At 68.5% G+C, this 16452-nt stretch carries 16 protein-coding genes; 10 read left to right on the forward strand and 6 right to left on the reverse strand.

The genetic code is table 11. From position 1 onward, the window contains the following. Nucleotides 1–19 precede the first annotated feature (19 nt). Genes pabB through CRT60_RS19075 form a run of 3 tightly spaced genes read left to right on the forward strand, consistent with a single transcriptional unit; the run spans nucleotide 20 to nucleotide 2659 of the window. Entirely contained in the window at nucleotides 20–1387 is a 1368-nt protein-coding gene (pabB, locus tag CRT60_RS19065; protein WP_098738126.1) for an aminodeoxychorismate synthase component I, read from the forward strand. Further along, a complete protein-coding gene (locus CRT60_RS19070; protein WP_098738127.1) occupies nucleotides 1384–2190 on the forward strand; it encodes an aminotransferase class IV in 807 nt (268 codons plus the stop codon). Before pabB ends, CRT60_RS19070 begins: the two co-directional genes overlap by 4 nt. Nucleotides 2191–2215: 25 nt before the next feature. Then, on the forward strand, nucleotides 2216–2659 hold the full coding sequence (locus CRT60_RS19075; protein ID WP_098738128.1) for a GyrI-like domain-containing protein: 444 nt from the start codon (nucleotides 2216–2218) through the stop codon (nucleotides 2657–2659). Nucleotides 2660–2692: 33 nt separating this feature from the next. Here the strand turns inward: CRT60_RS19075 and CRT60_RS19080 are convergent, their stop codons facing one another. Then, nucleotides 2693–4312, reverse strand: a complete 1620-nt coding sequence (locus CRT60_RS19080) for a caspase family protein (protein WP_098738129.1) — start codon at nucleotides 4310–4312, stop codon at nucleotides 2693–2695. Nucleotides 4313–4555: 243 nt separating this feature from the next. Between CRT60_RS19080 and CRT60_RS19085 the strand changes: the two genes are divergently transcribed. From CRT60_RS19085 to CRT60_RS19100, 4 genes are all read left to right on the forward strand, one after another. After that, entirely contained in the window at nucleotides 4556–5371 is an 816-nt protein-coding gene (locus tag CRT60_RS19085) for a YMGG-like glycine zipper-containing protein (protein WP_098738130.1), read from the forward strand. Nucleotides 5372–5484: 113 nt separating this feature from the next. After that, nucleotides 5485–8835: a caspase family protein gene (locus CRT60_RS19090; RefSeq protein ID WP_244592616.1), complete on the forward strand. Its 3351-nt coding sequence runs from the start codon at nucleotides 5485–5487 to the stop codon at nucleotides 8833–8835. A 24-nt stretch (nucleotides 8836–8859) separates the two neighbouring features. Next, a complete protein-coding gene (locus tag CRT60_RS19095) occupies nucleotides 8860–9714 on the forward strand; it encodes a DUF4384 domain-containing protein (protein WP_244592617.1) in 855 nt (284 codons plus the stop codon). 147 nt (nucleotides 9715–9861) lie between these two features. After that, nucleotides 9862–10254, forward strand: a complete 393-nt coding sequence (locus CRT60_RS19100; protein WP_098738133.1) for a hypothetical protein — start codon at nucleotides 9862–9864, stop codon at nucleotides 10252–10254. A 56-nt stretch (nucleotides 10255–10310) separates the two neighbouring features. Here CRT60_RS19100 and CRT60_RS19105 read toward each other — a convergent pair whose 3' ends face one another. The 4 genes from CRT60_RS19105 to CRT60_RS19120 all read right to left on the reverse strand — a co-directional run bounded on the left by CRT60_RS19105 (nucleotide 10311) and on the right by CRT60_RS19120 (nucleotide 13508). Then, nucleotides 10311–10751: a hypothetical protein gene (locus CRT60_RS19105; RefSeq protein ID WP_143273321.1), complete on the reverse strand. Its 441-nt coding sequence runs from the start codon at nucleotides 10749–10751 to the stop codon at nucleotides 10311–10313. A 14-nt stretch (nucleotides 10752–10765) separates the two neighbouring features. Next, on the reverse strand, nucleotides 10766–11992 hold the full coding sequence (locus CRT60_RS19110; RefSeq protein WP_098738135.1) for a hypothetical protein: 1227 nt from the start codon (nucleotides 11990–11992) through the stop codon (nucleotides 10766–10768). Nucleotides 11993–12004: 12 nt separating this feature from the next. Next, on the reverse strand, nucleotides 12005–12358 hold the full coding sequence (locus tag CRT60_RS19115; protein ID WP_098738136.1) for a hypothetical protein: 354 nt from the start codon (nucleotides 12356–12358) through the stop codon (nucleotides 12005–12007). A gap of 205 nt (nucleotides 12359–12563) precedes the next feature. Further along, entirely contained in the window at nucleotides 12564–13508 is a 945-nt protein-coding gene (locus CRT60_RS19120; protein ID WP_098738137.1) for a LysR family transcriptional regulator, read from the reverse strand. Between the two features lie 158 nt (nucleotides 13509–13666). Between CRT60_RS19120 and wrbA the strand changes: the two genes are divergently transcribed. From wrbA to CRT60_RS19135, 3 genes are all read left to right on the forward strand, one after another. Then, nucleotides 13667–14269 (forward strand): NAD(P)H:quinone oxidoreductase, encoded by a 603-nt coding sequence (wrbA, locus tag CRT60_RS19125; protein ID WP_098738735.1) that lies wholly within the window; start codon nucleotides 13667–13669, stop codon nucleotides 14267–14269. Between the two features lie 32 nt (nucleotides 14270–14301). Further along, nucleotides 14302–15261: a glutathione S-transferase family protein gene (locus tag CRT60_RS19130; protein ID WP_098738138.1), complete on the forward strand. Its 960-nt coding sequence runs from the start codon at nucleotides 14302–14304 to the stop codon at nucleotides 15259–15261. Nucleotides 15262–15328: 67 nt separating this feature from the next. Further along, complete coding sequence (locus CRT60_RS19135) at nucleotides 15329–15706, forward strand: hypothetical protein (protein ID WP_098738139.1); 378 nt, start codon at nucleotides 15329–15331, stop codon at nucleotides 15704–15706. 129 nt (nucleotides 15707–15835) lie between these two features. On the opposite strand, the gene CRT60_RS19140 is transcribed toward CRT60_RS19135, so the two are convergent. After that, nucleotides 15836–16210, reverse strand: coding sequence for a hypothetical protein (locus CRT60_RS19140; RefSeq protein ID WP_098738140.1), 375 nt, complete (start codon nucleotides 16208–16210; stop codon nucleotides 15836–15838). Between the last annotated feature and the right edge of the window lie 242 nt (nucleotides 16211–16452).

Below are 16452 nucleotides of genomic sequence, written 5' to 3' on the forward strand. Positions count from 1 at the left end.
TGTCAACTTGCCTACAGCCATGCTGACGATCCCGATCTCCTGCGGCGATCCCGCCGCCCTGTTCCGCCCCTGGAGCGCCGAGCCCTGGGCGATGCTGCTCGACAGCGCCGCCCCCCATCCGCAGAACGGGCGCTATTCCTACATCGTTGCGGAGCCGTTCCAAACAATCGAGGCCACCGGCGGGCAGACCCTGGTCGATGGTCGGTCGGTCGGCGGCAGCCCCTTCGACGCGCTGGAGCGGGCGCTGGCGGCCTGTCCGCTCCCCTCCGGCGGCCCGGTTCCCTTCACTGGAGGGGCCGTGGGCTTCGTCGGTTACGAAGCCGGAACGGCTTTGGAGGGCCTGATCTCCCGCCATGGCAATCCGGGCGGCCAGCCGGACTTCGCCTTCGGCCTCTACGATGTCGTCGCCGCCTTCGACCGGCAGGAGGGCCGTGCCTGGGTGATCGCCGCCCGGCCGGAGGCGGAGGACCGCGCCCGCCGCATGGCGGCGCGGCTATCCGTTCCGCCTCCGGAACAATCGGCCGGCCCGGCGCCGCTGCGCTGGCGGTCTGAGCTGTCGCGCCCTGACTATCTCGACCGGGTCGGGCGGGTCCTGGAGTATATCCGAGCCGGCGACATCTATCAGGCGAACTTCACCCAGCGCTTCCTGGCCGATACCGGCGGGGTCATCGACGCCTACGCGCTCTACGAACGCCTGCGCGCCTTGAGCCCGGCCCCCTTCGCCGCCTTCCTCAACTACGGCCCCAGGCTGCGGCTCGCCGGGGCGTCGCCGGAGCGCTTCATCCGGCTCAGCGCCGACCGCAGGATCGAGACGCGGCCGATCAAGGGCACCCGCCCGCGCCACGCCGATCCGGCGGCCGACGCGGCGGCTGCGGCGGAACTGTCGGCCAGCATCAAGGACCGGGCGGAAAACCTGATGATCACCGACCTGCTGCGCAACGATCTTGCGCGCGTGTCGGAGATCGGCAGCGTCAGGGTGCCGGTGCTGTTTGGGCTGGAGAGCTTCGCCACCGTCCATCACCTCGTGTCCGTCGTCACCGCCCGCCTCTTGCCGGGGCTGGGGCCGGTCGATCTGCTGCGCGCCGCCTGTCCCGGCGGATCGATCACCGGCGCGCCGAAGATCCGCGCCATGCAGATCATCGACGAGCTGGAGGTCGCCCGCCGCGGCGCCTATTGCGGCTCGGTCGCCTGGATCGGCTTCGACGGCGCCATGGACAGCAACATCGTCATCCGCACCCTGTCGGTGACGCCGGACGCGGTGATTGCCCAGGCCGGCGGCGGCATCGTCGCCGATTCCGATCCGGCGGACGAGCATGAGGAAATGCTGGTCAAGGCCCGTGCCCAACTGCGCGCGGCGGGGGAACTGGTGGGGGAGGGAACGCGATGACGATCTGGCTGAACGGGCGGTTGATCCAGGCGGCGGAAGCGCGGATCGACCCGGCCGACCGCGGCTTCACGCTCGGCGACGGGCTGTTCGAGACGATCCGGATCAAGGACGGCTTGCCGCGCCACTTGCCGCGCCATCTCGACCGGCTGACGGCTGGGGTTGAACTGCTCCGCCTGCCGCTGCCCTACAGCGCCGAGGAACTGACCGGGGCGATGGCGGCGCTGATCGGGGCGGCCGGCGTTGCCGACGGTGTGCTGCGCCTGACCCTGTCGCGCGGAACCGGCGCGCGCGGGGTGCTGCCGCCGGCCGATGCCCGGCCGACCCTGCTGATGACCGTGGCGCCCGCCGCCCACATGACCGCTCCGGGGGCCGCCATCGTCGCCCGCAGCACCCGTCGCAACGAGCATTCGCCGCTGTCGCGCCTGAAGTCGCTGAATTACCTCGATTCCATCCTGGCCCGGCAGGAGGCGGCGGAGCGCGGCGCCGACGAGGCGCTGCTGCTGAACGCCGCCGGCCGGCTGGCGGAATCGAGCGTCGCCAATGTGTTTCTCTCGGTCGGCGGACGGCTGCTGACCCCGCCGCTGACCGACGGCGCCCTTCCCGGCATCCGCCGCGCCCTGATCCTGGAGCGCCATGGCGCCGAGGAAGCACCGCTCACCCCGGAAGACCTCGCCCGCGCCGACGAGGCCATCCTGACCAACAGCCTGGGCCTGCGCCCGCTGGTGGCGGTCGATGGCCACCCGGTCGGCAGCGGGGCGGCGGGGCCGGTTCTGGCCCGCCTGCTGGCCGATCCCGACCTGTAATCCGTCGCCATCCAAGGGACCGTCGATGATCGAAACCGTGAGCTTTCCCGAACTGACCATCATCGGCTGCATGGTGGAGGCGAGCGGCGACGAACTGCCCGCCGCCGTCGCCGCCGCGTGGGAGCGCGTGTTTGCCGCCGATGTCGGAACGGCCGCCTACGCCGCGGTGTCGCTGCCGGACGAGAGCGGGCTGCACCGCCGGCTGGTCGGCTTCATGGCGGCCAAGGCCAGCGAGATTCCGAACGGCATGGCCCGCCTCGACCTCGACGCCGGCCGCTACCTGCGCACCGCGCAGGGCGGCCCGCAGGCGGCGATTGCCGAGGGCTTCGCCCGGCTCCACGCCCATGCCGCGGCGAACGGGCTGACGCTGTCGGGCATCGCGCTGGATTTCGGCCACCGGCCCGGCCAGCAGGATGGACGCCACGAACTGCATCTGGCGCTTGCCCCGCAACTGCCGGCGCTCGGCTGACGGCACGGCGACGGCCGGCCGGCGCGCCCTGCTTCAGCGCGCCGTGCTGTAGACGCCGTGGATGCCGAACTCCACCGGCTGTCCGGCCAGATGGCGGTTCAGCAGGGCGGCGACCTCCGCGGCGGCCGGCTTGCCGTCGAGGGCGGCGAGGTCGCGTTGCAGCGCCGCCATCGGCTTGGGCGAGGCGATGGCGAGGAAATGGTCGGCGCCGAAGGGCGGCTCCACCGTCAGCGCCAGCCGGTAGGGGCCGCCGCGCGGGATCTGCGGCGGGTCCTTGCGGTCCGCCAGCGGGTAAAGGTAGTTCACCGTGCCGTCGGCGGCGAGGTTGATCAGGGTGAAATAGGTGCCGCTGTTGCCGCCGATGTCGAGCGAGACCGTCTCCCCCTTGCGGTAATCGCGGTCGCCCGGCTCGACGGCCAGCGCGAGCGAGCGGTCCTGCGCCGCCGCCTTCACCCGCAGCACCAGCGCCCATTTGTCGATCACCCCCTGCACCCGCCGCCGGGTCTCCGCTGCCGCCGGGTCGCCGGGAATGCTGGCCAGCACGTCGCCCGTCGAACTGACCACCTCGCCGGAGGCGCTGTCCCAGACCAGGGCGGCATCGTCCTTTCCGGCCGGCTCGATGCCGGTGAAGCCCGCCGCCAGCGTCTTGGCCGCCGCCGGCTTGCCCAGGATGCGCAGCGGGATGGCGCCTGCCGCCGGCAGCAGGGAGGGCGGCTTCGGCCGGCTGGCGACCGGGTCGATCAGCGGGACCTCGCCCCGGCCGCGCGGCTGGACCTGCGGATGCTGCCGCCCTTCCAGCGCCATGCGCACGGCGCCGCGGATGTGCGCCTCCAGTTCCCCCTTGGTGACGACGCCGTCGCCGTCGCGGTCGGCCTGCCCGCGGAGCGCGTTGGCAAAGGCCCAGCTCAGCGCGCCGCGCGGCTTGCGGTCGATCAGCACCTCCGGCGCCAGTTCGTCGTCTGCCACCGCGGCGAAGAAGGTGACGTTCGGCTGCTCTTCCGCCTCCGCCTGCAAGGCGGCGCGGGTGGGCAGGGGCAGGGCGTCGCCCTCGATATGGTCGACCGGCACGCCGTCGATGGTCGCCGCCCGCGTGCCGAGCTTGCCGGCGCGGTCGTCGAAGGCGCGGGTCATCGTTCCGGAATGGCACGAATCGGAAACGAAGATCACCCGGCGCGGCGCCGCCTCCTTGAAGAGGACGGCGATCTCGTCGTCGGTCAGACGCTGCGCGGTGCCGGGGCCGCGCGGGGCGAAATCGGCCAGCACCAGGAATTCGTCCAGCCCGTCGGCCTCGCTGCCGGGCACACGTTCCGGTTGTTGTGCGCCATGGCCGGCGAAGGTCAGCACCAGCGTCGAGTCGGGGGAGGTTTCGGCGATCAGCTGCCGCCACGCGGCGATGATCCGGCTGCGCTCGGCCTCGCCATCGACGAACAGGCGCAGTTTCCGCACACCGAGACCCTTCAGCGCATCGGCGATGTCGCGGGCGTCGTTGACCGCCCCCTGGAGTGGATTGATCCGGCTGTAATTGTCAATTCCGATCACCAGCGCAGCGATTTCCGCCCGCGCCGGGCCCGCGGCCAGCATCGGCCCGGCGGCGAGCGAGAGGCCCGCGAACACCGTCGCCAACACGGTCAGCCGCCGCAATCCTGCAATCATTCGATGCCCCCGATACCCCGGAAGAGGCCGACCCGCCCGAACGGGTTACGGCCGATGATAGTTAAAAGACTGCACGAATTGGTAGCAATGACCCCTTCCTTCAGGGTTGTTGCTGTGGCAGCGTTGCAGCCGGGTTCGAGCCATTGTGACGAAGAAGCCGCTGGGGGGTGGCGCCGATGGTCACGGTTTCGGATCTGAAACGCAAGACGCGATCGAACAGAAAAGCAAACGGGAATCCAGGCAATGCGAAGCAACCGTGTCAGGGCAAGCCTCCTCTCCGTCACCATCGTCGCCATAGCGCTCAGCGGCTGCGTGACCACGCAGCAGGACCGCATCGGCGCCAATGACGGTTCCGATGCCTGCTATCAGTACCGGGTCGCCCTCGATTCGACCGGCAATTTCTACGCCGAGGATATGCTGAAGGGCGCCGCCATCGGTGCGGGCGCTGGGGCTCTGACCGGTGCGCTGGCCGGCGGCAACCTCAAGAGCGCCCTGATCGGCGCCGCGGCCGGGGCCGCCGTGGGCACGCTCGGCGGCTACTGGAATTCCAGGATGCAGCAGGGCCGCGATCAGGCGATCCTGGGCGTGGCGAACGATCTCGACACCGAGAACCAGAACCTGGACCGCACCCAGGTCGCGCTCGACCAGCTGGTCAACTGCCGCCGCGCCGAGATCGCGCGGGTCAAGGCCGACTACAAGGCGAACCGCATCGGCAAGCCGGAGGCCGAGCAGCGGCTGGCGCTGATCCGCAGCCAGCTGGACAAGGATTACGTCATCGCCAGCGGCATCAACCAGAACATCGTCAAGCGCCGCGACGAGTATCTGATCGCCGCCGACAACATCGAGCCGGGTGCCGCCGCGAAGATCCGCACCAAGACCGCGGTCAAGGCGCAGACCAAGAAGAAGCCGGCCAAGCAGACCACGACCGCCACCGCCGCCTCGCCGTCGCAGGTGGTCCAGCGCACCAACACCGCCTTCGAAACGTCGGAGCGCATCAACGCCTCCACCAACACCATCCAGCAGATCGCCCAGAAGGAAGCCACCCTCGACGCGGTCTGAGGCGCGGCCTGAGGCGCGATCCGACAAGGTCCGATGGGACCCGCCCGGCGGCAGCATCCCCAGGGGTGCCGCGGCCGGGCGGTCTTCGACATTCAGTGCAAGCGGAACCGACGATGGCCGGCTGTCTCACCCACCCGATCGCGCGGCTTCGGCGCGGTGCCTGTACTGGCATCCGCTCCGGCGCTCTCCTTGCGGCCCTCCTCGGCCTTCTGCTGGGCTGGCTGGCGGTGGGAAGCGCGCTGGCGGGGGACGCATCGACCGGCGCCTTCCTGCGCATCGAGACCGGCGGCCACACCGCCCGCGTCAACCGGCTGGCCAGCGATGCCGAGGGCCGGCTGATCGCCACCGTGTCCAACGACAAGTCACTGCGGCTGTGGAGCCGCGACGGCGAGCCGCTGGGCGTGCTGCGCGTGCCGATGGAGGCGGGGGACGAGGGGGCGCTCTATGCCATTGCCCTGTCCGCCGACGGGTCGCTGGCCGTGGCGGCCGGCAACACGGGCACGAGCTGGGGCGACGGCGTCACGCTCTATCTGTTCGACGTGAAGGCCCAGCGGCTGAAGGCCCGCCTTGCCGGCCAGCCGCAGGTGCTGAACGATCTGGCCTTCTCGCCCGACGGGCGCTTCGTCGCCGGGGCCTTCGGCGGCACCGCCGGCATCCGGGTGTGGGACAGCGCCGGCTTCAAGCTGGTCGCCGAGGATGCCGGCTACGGCGCTCGGGTTTCGGCGCTGGCCTTCTCGCCCGACGGGCGGCTCGCCACCGCGTCCTTCGACGGCAACATCCGCCTCTACGATGCCGGCTTCAAGCAGAAGGCCAAGCGCAAGCCGGGCAGCGGCATGCCCTATTCGGTGGCCTTCTCGCCCGACGGCTCGCTGCTGGCCGTCGGCTATGCCGACCAGACGCGGGTCGATGTGCTGTCCGGCAGCGACCTGAAGGCGCGCCTGTCGCCCAAGACCACCGGCATCTCCGGCGGCAGCTTCGCCGCCGTCGCCTGGGACGGAACGGCGCTGGTCGCCGCCGGCACCGCGACGCAGGACGGCGCCCGCAACGTGGTGCGCCGCTGGGCCGACGGCGGCAAGGGCGCCTTCGCCGACACCCCCGTGGCGCGCGATTCGGTGACCCATCTGCTGGCCCTGCCCGGCGGCGGGGTGGCCTTCGCCGCCGCCGATCCCGGATGGGGCGTGCTCGATCCGGCCGGCCGGCTGCTGTTCGCCCGCATCGGCGACATCGCCGATTACCGCGACATCCATCTCGGCCGTTTCGGCCTGTCGGACGACGGTCTGGTGCTGGAATTCGGCATGGAGCAGGGCGGCCGGCGGCCGATGCGCTTCGACGTGCTGGCCCGCAGCCTGACGCCGGCGCCCGAGGCGCTGCCCGGCCTGAACCGACCGTCGGCCGAGGGGCCGGGCATCGGCGTCTCCGACTGGCGCAACAGCCGGGCGGCCAAGGTCAACGGCCAGCCGGTGAAGCTGGACAGCGGCGAGTGGGCGCGCAGCGTGACCGTGCTGGGGGCGCAGCGCCGCGTCCTGCTGGGTGGCGAGTTCAGCCTGCGCCTGCTCGATTCCGCCGGGGCCGAGCTTGCCCGCGCCGAGGTGCCGGCCGCCGTGTGGGGCGTCGTCGCGTCGGCCGACGGCCGGGTCGCCGTGGCGGCGCTGGGCGACGGCACGCTGCGCTGGTATGCCCTGTCCGGCGGCGCCCGTCCGCTGGAGGAACTGGCGGCGCTGTTTCCGCACCGCGACGGCCGCCGCTGGGTGCTGTGGACGCCGGAGGCCTTCTTCGACCATTCCGAAAGCGGCGGCGAGACCCTGGTCGGCTTCCACCTGAACGACCCCAGCAAGAAGGGGCTGCAATGGGTGGAGTTCAAGCAGGTCTACCGCGTGTTCGACGCCCCCGAACTGGTGCGCGCCAGGCTGCGCCAGACCGGGCAGGCGGAGATCGCGGCGCGCCTGTCCGCCATCGGCGACATCCGCCTGCTGACCCAGCGCCGTCCGCAGGTGACCCTGCTGGATTACTGCACCGTGCCCGCCGCCTCCCGCGGTCTGGCGCTCGGCACCGGTGCGGTCGAGGCCGCCGCCCAAGTCGCAGCCCCGGCGGTGACGGCGGATGCCGAAACCTGCCATCCGCTGGACATGACGCCGGTCAGCCGCGCCTTCGCGCGCGCCAAGGAGCCGGCCCCGGCCCCCGCACCGGCGGCGGCAGCCGCCAAGGCGCCGCCGCAAGGGGCGGCCCAGGCGGCGGATCCCGACGGTACGGCGGACACGCCCCGCCTGACCGTGACGCTGCCGGAGGGGATCGGTGCGGTGCGCCTGCGTTACCGTGTCGCCGATACCGGCGGCGGCATCGGGTCGGTCGATCTCTTCCGCAATGGCCGCAACGTCAGCGGCCAGGACAAGTCCCGCGCCTTCGCCCGCGCCAAGGCCCCCTCGCCGCAGCCTGCCGAGCAGCTCTCCCCGCCGCCGCCATCCCCGCCCGCCGCAGGCGACGTCGCCAAGGACCAGGCGCCGGTGCCGGAGGAGCGGGTGAGCACCGTCCGGCTCGATCCGGGCAGCAACCGCGTGCAGATCCGTGCCTACAGCGGGTCCGACGCCATCTACGAGCGCTCTGCCCTGGTCGATTTCGTTCTGCCGGCGCCGGCGCCGGTACCGGTCGCGGAGGCGGAAGACGGCAAGGCGCGGGAGGTGCCGGACCGGCCACGGCTGATCACCTTCGTCGTCGGCATCGACAAATACAGGCCGGCGGGCTCGCAACTGCGCTTCGCCCGTGCCGACGCCTCCTCCTTCGCCGAGGCGGTGCGCGGCCGAATTCCCGAGACCTACGACCGGGAGCAGTCGCTGGCGCTGTCGCGGACGCTCTATGACGAGGAGGCGAGCCGCGACGCCGTCGTGTCCGGGCTGGAGGCGCTGGCAGCCGCGGCACGTGAACAGGACACGGTTGTCCTCTACCTTGCCGGCCATGGCGTGATCGTGCCGTCGCCGAAGGACCCGTCGGTCAAGCTGTACCATTTCATCACCCAGGACGTGGCCGCCACCACGCCCGGGGCGATCACCCGGCAGGGCCTGTCGGAAAAGGATCTGAACCGGCTGGTCAGCGCCATCGCCGCCCGCAACGTGCTGGTCCTGCTCGATACCTGCCATTCGGGCGCGGTGTCCGCCGGCACGGTCGACAAGCTGTACCAGGACATGGGCCAGCGCTATCTGCTGGCGGCCTCGTCGGAGCAGGAGGAAGCGCTCGACAGCTATGACGGCCGCAACGGCATCTTCGCCCATGCGGTGTTGGAGGGGCTGAGGGGCAAGGCGCTGCTGCCGGGCGACGAGGCGGTCTACAACCTGACGCTCGGCCAGTATGTGAACCGCGCCGTGCCGCGTCTGGCGCGGGAGAAGCGGTGGAACCAGTCCGCCATCTTCAAGACCGGTGGCAACGAGCTGAACCCCTTCCCGCTGGCGGCGCCGGAGCCGGCGAAGCCCTGAATGCCCGTTTGGAAAGTGCCCATCATGATCCCCGTGCTCTCCGATCCGTCATTCCCGCGACTTTGGGGAGCCCGGCTTCCGGCGGCGGCCGGCATCGCCTGCCTCCTGACGGTCGGGGTGTCGCAGGCCCAATCCCCACCGCCGCCGGCCGTGGACACCCCGCGTCCGACCGCCGCCGAGGCCCGTGGGCAGGTGGACGCGGCGGTCGGCCGCCTGACCTGCGCCGGTGTCGAAACGACGGAGACCGGCAAGGGGCTGCGCATCGCCGGCTATGTCGGCAGCAGCGAGGATGCCGGTGTCCTGAAGGCGGCGCTCACCGCGCTGCCGCCCGGCATCGATCTCGATGCGCAGGTCGCCGTGCGGCCCTGGCCGCTGTGCGAGGCGCTGGGCATCGCCGGGCTGGCTGGCGGGCCGAAGGAGAGTCCGGAAGGGCAGGGGGCCGACGCCCCGACGCTCGGCTTCAACCGGCCCCTCAACAAGCCGTCACTGGTCTACCGCAAGGGCGAGACGCTGGAGATCACGGTCACCGCCGGCATGCCGGGCCATTTGACCGTCGACTACATCGACACCGACGGCAGCGTGATCCACATGGTGCCAATGCGCCTGCGCCCCGACGACCGTGTGGAGGCCGGGCGGCGGGTGACGCTCGGCGTCGCGAAGTCGGCGACCGACCGCATCTATACCATCTCACCGCCCTTCGGCCCGGCGATGATCCTGGCGCTGGTGACCCGCGACCCGCTGTTCCCCGCCGACCGGGAGGAGGTCGAGCCCGCCGGTCCCTATCTGGCGGGCCTGCGCGCCGCTCTGGCGGCGCTGCCGGCCGACGCCAAAGGCGCCATTGCCGTCCGCTCCGCCGTCCTGACCACCGTCGCCGAGTAGCGTGGCCGCCACGGTCTTAACGAATCCACTGCTGGCCCGCGCTGCCGTCCATTGCCAGATGCCGGGGCAAACACTATGATTCAAGCGGTAGAAGCCGGGTGTCCTCAGGGTGAGACCCGTACCGCTTGAGACGATCGGAAGACCCGTATGGACGCTCACGACCTTTCGCTGGACGACAACCGCACGCTCCAGGCCATCGGCATCCTGGCCGACGTGCTGGATGGGGTCGAAGGGCCGGGCGGTCTCGACACGGTGCTGGTGTCCAAGGCGCTGCGTCAGGTGATCGCCACCAAATCGCAGCCGGCCTTCGAGTTCGCCTCCCGCGCCTTCAACACGCTGGAACCGTCGGTTCGCCGCCAGGTGGCGCAAACCGCGGACGAGGCGGCGCATCACTCGGTCGAACTGCGCGGCCGGGTCGGCGGTTTCCTGTCCACCGCCCCGAAGAAGCCGGTTCCCCAGGGGCAGGTGGTCGGCCAGCAGCCCAACTTCATCACCGCGCTGAACCTGCGCTCCCGCCGCCGGCCGAACCAGCCGTCCTGAGGCCGGTCGGCCGGGCTGCCGCGCCCGCCTAGAGCTTGGTCGCGGCGGGCCTGCCCTCAATCGATGCCGAGCATTGCCTTCTCTACGTATTTGCGGCGCCATATATCGGCATTGCGCGACAAAACCTGCAAAGCCCTGACGAAGTCCTCGCCCGGTAGGGGAGCGGCAAAATCGCTGCGCAGGACAATCCGCCCATCGCCGCCGTCGGTCGACTTCCCGGCCGCCAGTTCAAGTCCTGCCCCTTCGAGCGTTTCGGGATGGCGGCGGGCATAGCCGACCAACCGCCGGAACGTGTCCTGCGGATTGACGAGCGTCGAGGTGTCCGAGAAGACAACCCCACGGGCAATCAGCAGCGAAAGCCGGGCATCGTACTGCAACAGCACGGAGCCGACGAAGCCGGCACGGCCGGCCAGAATGGGGTCCAGCGGGGCGTCGGTGGCATGCACAGTGACAGCCCAGATGTGCAGCAACCCCAAGGCCTCATCGGGACGGATCACGGCATTGTCTCCATTCATTTGCACAGGCAGTTCGGCGGAGGCCGCGCAGCCTTCATCCGGGGAATGTAAACCTCATCCATGCTGTGAGCCCGGATGGGGTTGGCATACGGCTCCTCGAACAAGATGGAAGACAGAATCTTGCCGTCGGTAAAGGTCTCCGCCATGTGGTTGAGCTGGGCCGAGATGATGACCCGCGGCACGGGATCGGCGAGGTTCGTATAGCTCTCGTAGCGCGGCCCTTCCGGCCACCCCAAGACCGCCGTGCCAAAACTGTTGATCTTCAGTTTTGCCATCCGCGCGAGCGTGTCCTTCTGGGCTGCCGCAGCTTCCGTGGCGGTTGGCGTGTGTCCCTGACAGTGTGTGGCGATGTAGTTGGCGGTCAGCGTATTCTTTACCTGGATCACGGCATGCTGCGTGACCAACCCACCTTGGCTGTGCGCATACAGGTCCATCTCTTGCGGCGGATCCTTGCCAAGGTTGGCGAGGATTTCCTTGGCAAGCTGGGTGGCGGGGACTGTCTCGCTGCGGCTTATGTTGTCGACGCATTCCACGACGTCGCCCCCTATGCCGGATGTGGCGTTGTAGGTTCCGTACACTTCCTTGCAGAGGGTCTTCGCCAAATTCTTCAACGTCGCGCAATGCCCGGCGATGTTTGTGTTGATGCCGTTGACGTAATGGGCCTTGGGCAACGTCCCAGACTTCTGGCTGCAGTTCGGCGGGCGTATCCCGCCGGGAGACTGGCAGCCGCAGTCGTCCGCCTCGATCCGCTCGCCGTCGCGACTTTGATCCATGCTCGGATCCGGAGAGAAGTATTCCACCAACTCACGCAACTGCGCATCGATGTCAGTATTGGACAATTTATTGGCGCCTACGGACGCGACTTGATTGACCAGTTCGTTCCACGCAGCCGCCGTGACGAACTTTGCGGCCCGCGCCGTTTCGCAAAGCGCAACGGTGGCGCCGACCGTGATTGCCGTGAATGTCTTTTTCGACTCGTCATAGACATAGGCGACGCCGTCTTTGACCGCTCGGCCCGCCTGTTGAGCCTTGGTCAGAGTGTAATTGAAACCGCTTACGATGCTGTTGCCGACCGCCACGGCTGCGTCACCGATATACTGCGCGCCCTCCGAAACCTTGTCGCCCACATAGTCCGCACCGGAAACCACGCTGCTGACTGCGCTGTCATAAACTCCCTTGGCAGCTTTTTTTACCACGTCCGGGGTGTCGATCATGAAGTCCACGAGCGCTTTCCCCTATGCCTGAAGGCGAGCAACGATCTCCGCCGTCAGCGCTTCGAGCTTCTGCGCCTTGACGGCACTGGAGTCGGTGCCTCGACGGAGAATGACGTTCGCCTGCTCAAGAGCTTCATCAAAATTTCGGCCGAGATAAGCGGCTGTCACGATGTAGGCGACCACATCGCGTTCTCCCGTTAATCCGTAATGTTTCGCTTTGTCGATCAACGGGAGGATCTCTTCGGTCAGTTCACCACGACCGACCGATTGGGCGCCCTGAAAATGCTTTTTGAGAAAATCGGCGGCCCGGCCCGCAAATGAGCGGACCGACTGCCTTTCCATGGCCTGGAATTGCTCGTTGCCAATCGACAGCATTTTGGAATCTGAGCCCCGAAAAATATCCTTCAATTTTTGCAAAACCCAGAGATGAAAGCAAGGCCGAATACACTCGCAAAAGCGCGCTTGCCATGACCGATGGGAAAGCTCCAGACGTTTTCTAGAACGCCTTTGCTATGTCCAAGGTGATTGTCTTTTCGTGTGATTCTCGCTTTAGGCGATTTCTCTCGTGCCGATTGCCCGCTTAGTCCTGCGGCCCGTATTCCTCCGGAAAGGCATCGTGCAGCGCGCAGTCCCAATAGGGGCGCGGGCCGAAGCGCTGCACCAGGAAATCGACGAACACCCGCACCTTCGGCGACAAATGGCGGTTCTGCGGATAGACCGCATTGACGCTGACCTCCGACGGGACGTGGCGGTGCAGCACGCTGACCAGCTCGCCGCGCGCCAGAGCCTGCCCGCACAGGAAGGTCGGCGACATGATGAAGCCGACGCCTGACGCCGCCGCCTCGCGCAGCAGGTCGCCGTTGTTGCTGCGGATCGGGCCCGTCACCCGGACGCTGCGCATCTCCCCGTCGACGATGAACGGCCAGAGGTCGGGGGTCGGCACGTTGGTGTAGATCAGGCAGGCGTGGCCGCTCAGCTCGTCGGGCGTCTGCGGCACGCCATGCTTTTGCAGATAGGCCGGGCTGGCGCACAGCGCCATCCGCGCCGGGGCCAATCGCCGGGCGATCAGCGAGCTGTCGCGCAGCCGGCCGATGCGCACCGCCAGATCGTACCCCTCGTCGACGAGATCGACCGTGCGGTCGTTCAGGTCCATGTCGATCTCGATGGCCGGATAGCGCTCCAGGAACTCCGCCACCGCCGGGGCCAGATGCATGATGCCGAAGCTGACCGGCGCGTTCAGCCGCAGCCGGCCGCGCGGGGCTGCATGCAGGTCGGCCACCGCCTGCTCCGCCTCCTCCAGATCGGCGAGGATGCGGGTGCAACGCTCGTAATAGGCCTGTCCCACCTCGGTCAGGCTGAGCTTGCGGGTGGTGCGGTTCAAGAGCCGCGCGCCGAGTCTGTTCTCCAGCTCGCCGATGCGGCGGGAGACCACCGACTTCGACAGGTTGAGCCGGTCGGCGGCGGCGGTGAAGCTCTTGGTGTCCACCACCTTGATGAAGGCGAGCATGTCGTCGAGGCGATCCATGGCATTGTTCTACACCCGGAAACAATGAGGTGCCAAGATCCGGCATTACCGGAAGCGCCGCCGCACCCTATTTCTGGTGTCACCGCCACGGCCGGCACCGGCCGCGGCGGCCGGAAAATCGACGACCCATTCACGCAAACCAACAGGGAGTGACGGCGATGGCGAAGGTTCTGGTTCTCTATTACAGCAGCTGGGGCCATGTGTCGGAGATGGCGCAGGCGGTGGCCGAAGGCGCCCGCTCCGTCGCCGGGACCGAGGTGGCGGTGAAGCGCGTGCCCGAGCTGGTGCCGGAAGCCGTCCGCCAGTCCGCCCACTACAAGGACGAGAGCAACATCCCCGTCGCCACCGTCGACGAGCTGGCCCAGTACGACGCGATCATCATCGGCACGCCGACGCGCTACGGCAACATGGCCTCGCAGATGAAGAACTTCCTCGACCAGACCGGCGGGCTGTGGGCCAAGGGCGCGCTCGTCGGCAAGGTCGGCAGCGTCTTTACCTCCACCGCCACCCAGCATGGAGGGCAGGAAAGCACCATCCTCAGCACCCACACCGTCCTGCTGCATCTGGGCCTGGTGATCGTCGGGCTGCCCTATTCCTTCCAGGGCCAGATGGGCGTTTCGGAAGTCATGGGCAACTCGCCCTACGGCGCCAGCACCATCGCCGACGGCGACGGCTCGCGCCGCCCGAGCGCGGTCGAGCTGGAAGGCGCCCGTTTCCAGGGCCGCCATGTCGCCGGGATCACGGCGAAGCTGCACGGTTGATTCCGGGTTACAGTGAAAAAGGGGAGGGAGCCGTGGGCCTGCTGATCGATGGACAGTGGCAAGACCAGTGGTACGACACCAAAAAGACCGGCGGCGCGTTCGTCCGGACGGAGGCGCAGTTCCGCGACCGGGTGTCGGCCGACGGTTCCACCCCCTACCCGGCGGAGGCCGGGCGCTATCACCTGATGGTGTCGCTGGCCTGTCCCTGGGCGCACCGCACGCTGATTTTCCGCAAACTGAAGCGGCTGGACGAGGTGATCGGCGTCAGCGTGGTCGATCCGCTGATGCTGGCGGACGGCTGGACCTTCGCCGAACCGGAGCCGGTCACCGGCGCCGGCCGGCTCTACGAAGTTTATCTGAAGGCCAAGCCCGGCTACAGCGGCCGGGTGACCGTCCCGGTCCTGTGGGACAAGAAGACCGGCAACATCGTGAACAACGAGTCGGCGGAGATCATCCGCATGCTGAACCGCGCGTTCGACGCCTTCACCGACGTCCGCACCGATTTCTACCCGGCGGATTTGGCGGAGGAGATCGACCGCGTCAACGCCCACGTCTATGACGCCGTCAACAACGGCGTCTACAAGGCCGGCTTCGCCACCTCCCAGGACAAGTACGAGGCGGCCTTCGACGCGCTGTTCGCCGCACTGGACGGCATCGACGCCAAGCTGGCGACGCAGCGCTGGCTGGTCGGCAATCGCCTGACGGAGGCGGATTGGCGGCTGTTCACCACGCTGGTGCGCTTCGACGCGGTCTATGTCGGGCATTTCAAATGCAACCAGCGGCGGATCGCCGACTATCCGCACCTGTCCGGCTATCTGCGCGATCTCTATCAGGTGCCGGGCGTGGCCGAGACGGTGAATTTCGACCACATCAAGCGCCATTACTACGGCAGCCACGCCACCATCAACCCGACCGGCATCGTGCCGAAGGGGCCGAAGCTCGACCTCGACGCGCCGCACGGGCGCGGCGGCCTCGGGCCGGATCCCGTCTGAGGCGTGACGGATCGGCTCCCCGGCGGTTGTCAGAAGGAAACGACAACCGCATGAGGGAGTTCGTCCAATGCGTACAGTCATCCTGGCTGCCGCCGCAGTCCTGGCCCTGTCGTCGCCGGCCCTGGCCCAAAGCGGGCAATCCCAGAACGGCCAGGGCGGATGGGGCGGCGCTCTCGACCAGCTGAACCGGGCCGTCAACCCCAACGCCTATCCGCAGGACCGCGACGGGCGCGCCGCGGATGAGCGGGACGTGAACCGCGATGCGAACCGTGACGGGCGCCGCACCGAAGGCTCGTCGGGCAACCGCCGCGGCAACGCCTACAGCGACTATTCCGACCGCGACCTGCGCAGCCAGTATGACCGGCTGGGCGAGGAGCAGCGCCAGCTCCGGCAGAACCGCCGCGCCATCGAGGACGAAATGGAGCGCCGCGGCATCAACCGCTAGAGTGTGATCGGTTCAAGCGGTATCGCTTGAAGCGTGAATCACATGGAAAACCAAAGCTAAGAGTCTGTCTGATGCTTCAATAAGCATCAGACAGACTCTAAAAAATAGCCGCTGAGGAAAGGCCAGCCGTCAAGGCTTGTAGCAGCGGGCCATGTCTTCCGGGTTGCCCATGGCTTCGCACTGGAAGCCGTTGGAAAATTTGAAGCGCAGCGGGCCGGTCTTGCGGACGCTGGCCACCGGCTTCTTTCCCGCATCCTGGAATTCCACCCAGGCGGAGCTGTCGAAGCGGGTCTGCACCCCGTTGCTCAGCTTCACGCGGCCCTGACGGTCCTTGATGACCTGGATGCCGGTGTTGAACAGCAGGTTCGGGCCGTCGGGCTTCGCCGACAGGCCGTTGGTGCAGTTCACCCCCTCCGGCTTGACCGCGACGCATTCGAAGGATTGCGGCTGGCTGGCGGTGAGGACCATCGCATAGATGGCGATTTCCAGGACATTCATCGGCATCGGCGTGCACCAGCAGGAAGGCGGCGGATCGGTCCGTCTTACCGAACATCTGGTTACGAAAGAGATAATGTCGCGCTCCCGGTCGAATCTTGCGTGGATCGGCTCCGCATCCGGCGCAAGGGCGGTCGCTGGGCTGCTGCGGCCATCCGTCGCCGTGACATGAGGGGCGCAGCGCCCCGGTGCCTGGACTTGCGCGCCCCGGACCGGTAGAAGCGGTGGCATCGGCCATTTCTTCAGCGACA

The organism is Azospirillum palustre (assembly GCF_002573965.1).
In the GTDB taxonomy this organism is placed as follows: Bacteria; Pseudomonadota; Alphaproteobacteria; order Azospirillales; family Azospirillaceae; genus Azospirillum; species Azospirillum palustre.